Genomic DNA, 8,979 nt, shown 5'->3' with positions numbered 1-8,979 from the left:
GTCAATACCTCCACTGCAAACGCTCAACCTGTAGAAGAAACAGTGTATACGGTCACAGTATTCAACTCTTATCAGTGTACAGCTGAGAGCTCGGTAGAGATCGATGTATTCCCAGTTCCAGAGCCATCTATCAGTGTCTCGGTCATCGACCCCTGCCCTCCAGCCAGCGTTTTGATATTCAATGACACTGAGGATACACAGTACCAAGGGTGTCTATGGGATATCTCTGGTGGTGAGATAATTTCTGAGGACTGTTCACTTGTAGAGATCCGTATTGAAGAAGGCGGTGAATATCTGAATGCCCTGACCTTGGTCAACGAATATGGATGTGATGCGACCACCGAGGTAGATACTTTGCTCATAGAGGATGCTGAAGCAGCCTTCAACTTCTTCCCAGAGGCACCAACTGCAGATGATGAGTTCATTCAAGCCTTCGATGCTTCTGATAATTCGATTGAGCTATACTGGAGCATAGATGGAGACAGCCTAGGCTCTGGACACTCACCTCTTCTCCCTCTTGAGGGACTACGACCTGATTTCTATGACCTATGTCTGACTGTGGTCACAAAGGATGGCTGCCGAGACACGAGTTGTACTCGATTTGAATTGCAGAACAACGTCACTCTATGGATGCCCAATACCTTCACTCCGGATGGTGATGGGTTGAATGATGTTTTCGTCCCTGTGATCAATGGTCAAGAATATGTTCAGGAATATCTCTTCCAGGTGTTCGACCGCTCCGGTCAACTGAGATTCGAATCCAGGGATATTATGACTGGCTGGGATGCTGAGATGAAGAATGGAAAGTACTCCCGTCAAGAGATGTATCAATGGGAAGTCGTGATGCAGGTCTTCGGAGAACCTAGACCTCGTCAATACAACGGAAAGGTCACCTTACTGAAATAAAAAATCCCTCAACCGGAGACCCGGATGAGGGATATGAATTCTTGTAAAGAAGTAGAATACTTCCTCAGTTGATCTCGTCAGCAGCGTTCTCCATGCCTTCTTCAACATCCTCGGCTGCATCTTTAGCAGCTTCTCCAGCTTCATTGAGCATGTTCTCACCAGCCTCCACTGCATCATTGGCAGCTTCTTCTACTTCATTGGCAGCGTCCTCCAGGCTGTTACCTGCTTCTTCGCTCATTTCCTCAGCAGCTTCCTTCATATCGTTAGCTGCATCTTCCATTTTTGTACTTGCATCACCACATGAAGTGAAAGCGATCACTCCAGCAGCTACAAACATCATTGAGATAATTTTTCTCATAGCGTAATTAAAATTGTAAGTCCTTGTTAACCGCTCAAAAAAAGGCAAAAATTCTGTCAATCCCTGACTTATTGTACCAACTGTGGATAATTCCCGATAGCTGATGGGCTTTGATCGATAAAGAAAGTCTATTCCTCTATATTAGGCGCCTGAAATGGCGGGAAGCACCTCAAATAGCCTGGTGATCATACCTACTTACAATGAGAAGGATAACGTGCAAGATATCATTCGCGCGGTCCTTGCTCAAGACCCTCATTTCCATATCCTGATCGTAGATGACGGCTCTCCCGATGGCACAGCCAAGTTGGTCACTGAAATGCAATCCGAGTTTCCAGGCCGTATCCATCTCAAAGAACGTTCTGGAAAACTGGGTCTAGGAACCGCATACATAGCTGGATTCAAATGGGGACTGGAACAAGGAAGGTACGACTACCTTTTCGAGATGGATGCAGATTTCTCTCACGACCCCAAGGACCTCAACCGGTTGCTTCAAGCCTGTCAGAATGGGGCAGATCTTGCCATCGGTTCTCGCTATGTGAAAGGCGGCAATGTAGTGGATTGGACTTGGGAACGTGTTGCCTTGAGTTATGGTGCATCTTGGTATGTGCGTACCATACTCAACATCCCCATCAAAGACCCCACGGCTGGGTTCAAGTGTTATCGAAGAGCGGTGCTAGAGGCCATTGATCTGGACAAGATCGACTTTGTAGGCTATGCCTTCCAGATCGCGATGAAATATTCTGCACTCAGTCTCGGTTATAAGGCAGAGGAGATACCTATCCGATTCAAAGATCGGGAGAAAGGAACCTCCAAGATGAGCATCGGTATCTTCAAAGAAGCCGTACTGGGAGTCTGGAAAATGAGGACCAGAAACTTCAAAAGAGCATGAGCAAAGACGTTCTCATCAAGAATGCTACCGTGATCAATGAGGGGCATCGCGCTGAAAAAGATGTGCTCATCTCCGGAGAACGAATCTCCCGAATCGATTCTGATATTTCTACCGATACAAATACAGAGGTGCTTGATGCCAAAGGACTCTTGCTCCTGCCCGGTCTCATCGATGATCAGGTGCACTTCAGACAACCGGGATTGACCCACAAAGCCGATATCGCCACTGAATCGGCCGCAGCAGTAGCCGGAGGCATCACATCCTTCATGGAGATGCCGAATACCATCCCGCAGACCCTTACACAGGACCTCTTGGACGAGAAATATGCTCTGGGAGCGGAGCACGCACGAGCCAATTACTCCTTCTTTATGGGAGTGTCCAATGAGAACATAGAAGAGGTATTGAAGACCGACTTCAACAAGGTCTGTGGCCTGAAGATATTCATGGGCTCATCGACCGGTGATATGCTGGTGGATGACCGGGAAGTACTGGAGACCATCTTCTCCAAAGCTCGAGGGCTAATAGCTGTTCATTGTGAAGATGAGGCCACCGTGAGAAAGAATACCGAAACGGCAAAAGCACGTTTCGGTGAGGATATCCCGATGGCTCAGCATCCCGTCATCAGGGATGCAGAGGCATGCTACCGCAGCAGTTCATTGGCTGTCTCTTTAGCAAAGAAACACGGAGCCAGACTGCATATTCTCCATATAAGTACTGCTAAGGAATTAGAACTTTTCAGCTCAGAACCGACTACAAAAAAGAAACGCATCACCGCTGAGGCATGTGTTCATCACCTGTGGTTCTCTGAAGAGGATTATGCGACCAAAGGGAGTCATATCAAGTGGAACCCAGCGGTCAAGAAGAGATCCGATAGAGATGCCCTGCGCAAAGCCCTGTCGACCGATCTCATCGATGTACTTGCCACCGATCATGCACCCCACACCAAAGAGGAAAAGTCCAATTCCTACTTGACCTGTCCCAGTGGTGGACCATTGGTACAGCATGCTCTGCCTGCGTGGCTGGAGTTGACTGCTCAAGGAGTGATCGATGTGGAGACCATTGTGCGCAAAGGCTGCCATATGCCGGCAGAGATCTTCGGCATCAAGGAACGAGGCTACATCCGCGAAGGATACTATGCCGATCTAGTGCTCGTAGATCCGGATTCCCCATGGACCGTTAGCACGGACAATATCCTGTACAAATGTGGATGGTCACCTTTTGAAGGCACCACATTCAGACATGCGGTCAAGCATACCTTCATCAACGGACATCATGTGTACGATCAAGGCCGGCTCGATCAGTCTTTCAGAGGTATGCGATTGGAATTCTCCCATGAATAGGATCCTCTTGCTCAGCGTTCTCGTGATGATGGCCTGTTCTCAGAATGGACCTGAGCCTCCTGCTGACCTATTGGAAGAAGAAGAAATGGTAGAGGCTTTAGTAGAGCTCAATCTTATCGAGTCGGTCAGAAGTATGCACATCACAGCAGAAAAGAAGAATAAGGTGGAGACCGAGGCCTTTTACAATGAGTTGTGGGAACGCACTGGCATCGATAAAGATCGTTTTCTACGCAGTTTCGATCACTACCGCTCCGACCCTCAGCGCATGTCTCAACTCTATGAGCAGGTAGCTTCTCAGATCAAACGCAGAGAGGATCTGCTCAACGAGAAGAAACGGCAAGAGGTAGAGGAAAGGGATCAGCGGTAGTACCCAGCTGCATAGGTAACGGAGTCTTGCCAAGGGATGAAGGAATAGTCCAGTCTCTGCTTCACTTTGTCATTTGAATATCGATAGGTGGTGGTACTCGATAGGGCCGTCTCTTCAGTGACTTTGCTCTTGGTCCGGAAGATCATATCCTTCAATGAATTGAGTCTCCAGAGCAGATTCAGCGCAGATGACCCGACTCGTATGTGAGGTCTGCGTTTACCCAAGGCGTCTGCAATCGAATCCAGTACGGATCGGTATGGGAGCGAAGCTGAATTCAGAATGAACCGTTCAGAATACTGCTGCCTTTCCATCAAGCGCATCGCTATCTCGGACACATCCCTTACGTCCACTATGTTGGTGCCGCCTTCTGTATAGAAGGGCATGCCCTCTTTCACTGCTCCAAATAGGGCTCCACTACTTCTAACAGCACTACCGGCACCTAGTACGACTGATGGGTTGACAATACTTGCTTTAAGCCCTTCTTCGATTCCCCTCCACACTTCCATTTCCGCCCGGTACTTGCTCTTTGCATAGGCTGAATTGTAGGGCGAATCCTTCCACACTGATGCTTCAGTGAATTCTCCTTCTCGAGCAGTGCGGCCCAATGCTGCGATCGAACTGATATGGCACAGAGGGATTTCAGCGCGTAGACAGGCATTCACCATATGTGCCGTTCCAGATACGTTCACTTCATACATCTTCTGGTGATCGCGTCTATGGAAAGACACGATAGCAGCGGCATGATAACAGCGCGCACAGCCATCCAGGTATGTATCGTGAACGGCCATATCCAAGAGATCTCCTTCCACCCATTCGATTCGTTCGGTCAATGAATCGATATCATCATTCTGATGATAGAATCTGAGCACTGCGTAGAACTCATCCATATCAGATGAGGCCCTCCTCAGCGCTCTTACTTGGATTCCTTGAGACACATGGTCATACACCAAGCGAGTGCCTACCAATCCCGTTGCTCCTGTGATGAAGACCATGCGGCCGAAGATAACATGGTTGCAGTGCTTGATACCCACAAGAATGATCGAGAAGAATCAATTAGATTTAGCACCGTAGAGAAGAGGTATGTCAAAGAAGAAGATAGGGAGATTCGATAGAGCAGATTTTCCAGAACTGGGCTTGGAAGGGATCAAGGTCAAGGTGGATACAGGGGCCTATACCTCATCGCTCTATGCTTCATCCATACATGTGCGTAGGTACAAGGGCACACCCTATCTCTACTTCAAGTCCCTAGGACCTGATCATCCCGATTACCATGGGAAGACCCATAAATTCTCAGAGTATTTCAAGAAGAATGTCAAGAGTTCATCCGGTCGATCGGAATCGCGTTATTTCATCGAGACGACCATAGTGCTCTTCGGACAAGAATATCCGATCACCCTTTCCCTAACAGACCGCAGATCCATGCGTTATCCGGTATTATTGGGCAGGAAACTCATCCGTGACAATTTCATTGTGGATGTGAATCGTTCCAATCTTTCATTGAAAGCAAGCCGGAAAAAGGAAAAGACCTCAGCAAATAAGTGAATGGAAGCGATGCGTATCACAGATCATGAGATACCGGGCGGTAAAGATGCCCACTTACGTATCAATGTTGCCGGCCTACCCTCGGGGACCGAGATACACATCAATGTGCATGTGTACCGATCCAAGAAACCCGGACCCTGTGTGCTCTTGCTAGGTGGAATGCACGGAGATGAGGTCAATGGAGTGGAGATCGTGCGAAGAGTCGTGGCTTCCAAGGCATTGAAATCGCTACAGAAAGGCTCGGTCATCGCTATTCCCTTGCTCAATGTATACGGCTTCATCAATTTCTCTCGGAGTGTGAGGGATGGCAAGGATGTGAACCGGAGTTTCCCTGGAACTAAGAATGGTTCATTGGCCTCCCGAGTCGCCTACCTGATGTCAAAGGAGATACTACCGCATATCGATTACGGAGTGGATTTCCACACCGGAGGATCTACTATTCACAACTTTCCCCAACTACGGGTGACCAAGGACGATGCGCGCGCACTAGAACTTGCACAGATATTCTCCCCTCCGATCATACTGAAGAATAGACCTATCCCCAAGTCCCATAGATTGCATGCTTACAGATCCGGAAAACCCATCTTGGTATTTGAAGGCGGTGAATCCCTGCGGATCGATGAAGACTCCATCCAAACGGGTATCCAAGGGATTCATCGGATACTGAATCATGAGGGGATGCTTTCCATGCCTATGGATCAGGCAGAAAGTAAAGTGTACGACAGCTCGAAATGGGTGAGAGCATCCAAAGCAGGCCTGGTCAATCTGATGGTCAGAGCCGGTCATGGCGTAAGAAAAGGAGAAGTGCTGGCCTATATACACGACCTTGGCACTTTGAAGCGGACAGGTATCAAATCTCCCAAAGATGGACTGGTGATAGCGCATGTCAACAATCCCGTGGTCAGCCGGGGAGATGCCCTGTTCCACATTGCAAGTTGAAAAAAGCCCCCATTGAACAAGCTACAGACATATTCCTTATCGCCTACGATCCTGATAGAAAGTGCCAAAGAGATATTCACGCTCCTTAAAAAGCACAAACTAACAGAGTCACAGATATTCATTCTGGCCGACACACAGACCAGCGAGCACTGTCTGCCACTCATCGAAAGCGAACTACCGGGTGGAGGTAGGCGCACAATACTTCTGGATATCCCTTCAGGAGAAAGCACCAAGACCTTGGCCACTGCCCATGACCTCTACAGTCGGCTCATGGAATATGAGGCCGATCGCAAGAGCCTGCTACTGAATGTAGGTGGTGGTATGGTCTGTGACCTAGGGGGATTTGTAGCAAGCACCTACAAGCGTGGAATCCAATGGATAAACATCCCTACCACCGTGCTGGCCCAAGTAGATGCTGCCATAGGTGGAAAGACCGGTCTCAATCATCACGGTGTGAAAAATGTGATCGGCACATTCGAGCAGCCCCTGGCAACACTCGTCTATCCGCAATTCCTCAATACGCTTCCCAAGCGCGAGGTGCTGGCCGGCTTTGCTGAAATGATCAAGCATGCTCTCATTGCATCTACTGATCTTTGGGAACAGATGCTCAAGGCTCCATACATCGACCTACCCTTGATCAAATCCCTTATCGGCCCAAGCATGGTCATCAAAGAAGAGATCGTCAGTCGGGATATGCACGAGACCGGAGAGCGTAAGAAGTTGAATTTTGGTCATACCATAGGTCATGCACTGGAAAGCTATATGATGGAATCACCCGAACGGGACCTGCTCCATGGTGAGGCAGTAGCACTGGGTATCATGGCCGAAACCTATATCTCACATAAGAAGGGCTACATCACCGAGTCACTCCATGAGCAGATCGCTGGCTTCATCGCTCAACACTACGAATGTCCTCCCTTACATGAGAGTAACTACCATCGGATACTCGAGATCATGAAGCAGGATAAGAAGAAGCGATCCAGTGAATTGAACATGACCTTGTTAAAAGGGATAGGGGAAGCGGTCATCGATCGAAATCCTAAAATGGACCTGGTCATCGATTCCCTCACTTACCTGGAAAGATACCCTTTCAAAGGATGATTGAGATCGCAATCGATACGTCCAAGAATCGATCATCTTCTATCCGTCTGCCACTGTCCAAGAGTGTACTCAATCGGGAGCTGGTCCTCTTGGGAGAACAGGTACGTTCCCGATCATTCGAAACATCACTTTGGCCGGAGGATTCTTCAAGAATGCTCGCACTTCTTCTATCGGACGAAAAAAACCTGGATGTAGGACCTGCAGGCACCACTATGCGCTTCATGACTGCCTTCTTCGCATGTGGCGAACGAGAGATACACTTATCAGGAACTGAGCGGTTGAACCAGCGGCCTATCGCCCCTCTGGTAGAAGCTCTGCGTGATCTCGGTGCTGATATCGACTATCAGCATCGACCCGGCTTCCCTCCTCTTCATATTCTCCCGGTACGCTCTATCGGAGGCACTATACAGGTCACTGCTCAGGTCAGTAGTCAATTCATTTCTGCCCTTCTTCTCAATGGTCATTGTATGGAGAAAGGCTTGGAATTGGAAATCCTGCCTCCTATTACTTCTCGTCCTTACATCGATATGACACTCTCCATATTGGATCGTGCTGGAATCGAAGTGGTCCAAGAAAGGAATGTTCTGAAAATACGCCCTGGTGCGGTCGATTCCGAGTTCGAGCTGTCCCAAGAGAAGGACTGGAGTGCTGCTGCCTATTTCTATGGGCTCATAGCGACTGGGGCATTGGATGAATTGACACTCAGCGGCTTGACTATGGAATCGGTACAAGGGGACCGTATTCTCGCAGAATTATTCCGCCCTCTTGGTGTCAGGAGCACAAGTACAACTGAAGGCATCCAGTTGAATCGGGATACTCCTAGTATCGACAGGCTAAGGCTTGATCTCAAGGATCATCCGGATCTGGCACAACCCATCGTATTCACATCTTTTGCGATGGGCATTCCTTGCGAATTGACAGGTCTGGCTACTCTGCCGATCAAGGAGACCGATCGGCTATCGGCCATGCAGGAAGTACTATCCGGATTCAGTGCCCAGGTCGAGATCGGAGAGGACCACATAAGCGTAAGTGGTAGACCGGTAGCTCCAAGTGAGTGTATTCTCCCTAGTTATGATGACCATCGCATGGTCATGTCATATATCCTGTTAGCGACAAGGGTGGAGAAACTAAAGATCGAAGGGCACGAAGCGGTCGCAAAATCCTTTCCGGATTTCTGGGATCAGTGTGCGCAGATCGGTTTCGACATCAGAACTGCCATCTGATCTGCATGCGCAGGTCGGTGCGGGTATTTCCTTGGATCTCTGTGAGCCCTGAACTGATCGTTTCGCGGTCAGAATAGCGCCAGCGAGCATATTTCACATACAGATCCAGATCTCTGCCCAGTCGCACACGCACCACTGCATAATAACGGACTCCGGTCCCTGAGTAGGCCGGAATGCTATAGAAATACAGCACGTCATTCTCATAGGCATAGAGTCGTGCATCGAAGTCCTCTGTGTCGAAAAGCGCATATCTCAAGGTGAGATCGACCGGGAAGTCCTTACGTCTGAACAATAGATCTTGATAGAGGATGGTA

11 protein-coding genes are annotated in these 8,979 nt (G+C 48.8%); 8 read left to right on the top strand and 3 right to left on the bottom strand.

The genetic code is table 11. The features are described from left to right. On the top strand, positions 1–906 hold a 906-nt coding region (locus tag HKN79_00960; GenBank protein ID NNC82120.1), incomplete at its 5' end, for a hypothetical protein. Positions 907–970: 64 nt separating this feature from the next. Here the strand turns inward: HKN79_00960 and HKN79_00955 are convergent. After that, complete coding sequence (locus HKN79_00955) at positions 971–1,264, bottom strand: hypothetical protein (GenBank protein NNC82119.1); 294 nt, start codon at positions 1,262–1,264, stop codon at positions 971–973. Between the two features lie 154 nt (positions 1,265–1,418). Here HKN79_00955 and HKN79_00950 point away from each other — a divergent pair, with 154 nt between their 5' ends. Genes HKN79_00950 through HKN79_00940 form a run of 3 tightly spaced genes read left to right on the top strand, consistent with a single transcriptional unit; the run spans position 1,419 to position 3,860 of the window. Further along, positions 1,419–2,153, top strand: a complete 735-nt coding sequence (locus HKN79_00950; protein ID NNC82118.1) for a polyprenol monophosphomannose synthase — start codon at positions 1,419–1,421, stop codon at positions 2,151–2,153. Then, on the top strand, positions 2,150–3,493 hold the full coding sequence (locus tag HKN79_00945; protein ID NNC82117.1) for a dihydroorotase: 1,344 nt from the start codon (positions 2,150–2,152) through the stop codon (positions 3,491–3,493). The genes HKN79_00950 and HKN79_00945 overlap by 4 nt, the downstream gene beginning before the upstream one ends. Continuing rightward, positions 3,486–3,860 carry a DUF4296 domain-containing protein gene (locus HKN79_00940; protein ID NNC82116.1) on the top strand — a complete coding sequence of 125 codons (375 nt, stop codon included), beginning with the start codon at positions 3,486–3,488 and terminating at the stop codon, positions 3,858–3,860. Before HKN79_00945 ends, HKN79_00940 begins: the two co-directional genes overlap by 8 nt. Here HKN79_00940 and HKN79_00935 read toward each other — a convergent pair. After that, positions 3,851–4,852, bottom strand: a complete 1,002-nt coding sequence (locus HKN79_00935; GenBank protein NNC82115.1) for an NAD-dependent epimerase/dehydratase family protein — start codon at positions 4,850–4,852, stop codon at positions 3,851–3,853. The two genes, HKN79_00940 and HKN79_00935, sit on opposite strands and share 10 nt — an antisense overlap. A gap of 88 nt (positions 4,853–4,940) precedes the next feature. On the opposite strand from HKN79_00935, the gene HKN79_00930 reads away from it, so the two are divergent. From HKN79_00930 to HKN79_00915, 4 genes are read left to right on the top strand one after another with little or no spacing between them, the layout of a single operon-like run. Then, entirely contained in the window at positions 4,941–5,402 is a 462-nt protein-coding gene (locus HKN79_00930; GenBank protein NNC82114.1) for a peptidase, read from the top strand. A gap of 9 nt (positions 5,403–5,411) precedes the next feature. After that, complete coding sequence (locus HKN79_00925) at positions 5,412–6,341, top strand: succinylglutamate desuccinylase/aspartoacylase family protein (protein NNC82113.1); 930 nt, start codon at positions 5,412–5,414, stop codon at positions 6,339–6,341. A gap of 12 nt (positions 6,342–6,353) precedes the next feature. Further along, positions 6,354–7,442 (top strand): 3-dehydroquinate synthase, encoded by a 1,089-nt coding sequence (gene aroB / locus HKN79_00920; protein NNC82112.1) that lies wholly within the window; start codon positions 6,354–6,356, stop codon positions 7,440–7,442. Then, positions 7,439–8,665, top strand: a complete 1,227-nt coding sequence (locus tag HKN79_00915) for a 3-phosphoshikimate 1-carboxyvinyltransferase (protein NNC82111.1) — start codon at positions 7,439–7,441, stop codon at positions 8,663–8,665. Before aroB ends, HKN79_00915 begins: the two co-directional genes overlap by 4 nt. On the opposite strand, the gene HKN79_00910 is transcribed toward HKN79_00915, so the two are convergent. Beyond that, positions 8,649–8,979 (bottom strand): helix-hairpin-helix domain-containing protein (locus HKN79_00910; protein NNC82110.1); only part of this gene is annotated, 331 nt, incomplete at its 5' end. The genes HKN79_00915 and HKN79_00910 overlap by 17 nt on opposite strands.

The sequence above is a fragment of the Flavobacteriales bacterium genome (assembly GCA_013001705.1).
Classification (GTDB): Bacteria; Bacteroidota; Bacteroidia; order Flavobacteriales_D; family JABDKJ01; genus JABDLZ01.
Note: the sequence above shows the minus strand (reverse complement) of the source record. Positions and strands in the feature narration are given on the sequence as shown.

Coding starts and splice junctions, on each gene's coding strand:
- HKN79_00930 (NNC82114.1), top strand. CDS start 4,941: ATGTCAAAGAAGAAGATAGGGAGATTCGATAGAGCAGATTTTCCAGAA.
- HKN79_00925 (NNC82113.1), top strand. CDS start 5,412: ATGCGTATCACAGATCATGAGATACCGGGCGGTAAAGATGCCCACTTA.
- HKN79_00945 (NNC82117.1), top strand. CDS start 2,150: ATGAGCAAAGACGTTCTCATCAAGAATGCTACCGTGATCAATGAGGGG.
- HKN79_00955 (NNC82119.1), bottom strand. CDS start 1,264: ATGAGAAAAATTATCTCAATGATGTTTGTAGCTGCTGGAGTGATCGCT.
- HKN79_00940 (NNC82116.1), top strand. CDS start 3,486: ATGAATAGGATCCTCTTGCTCAGCGTTCTCGTGATGATGGCCTGTTCT.
- HKN79_00950 (NNC82118.1), top strand. CDS start 1,419: ATGGCGGGAAGCACCTCAAATAGCCTGGTGATCATACCTACTTACAAT.
- HKN79_00915 (NNC82111.1), top strand. CDS start 7,439: ATGATTGAGATCGCAATCGATACGTCCAAGAATCGATCATCTTCTATC.
- HKN79_00935 (NNC82115.1), bottom strand. CDS start 4,852: ATGGTCTTCATCACAGGAGCAACGGGATTGGTAGGCACTCGCTTGGTG.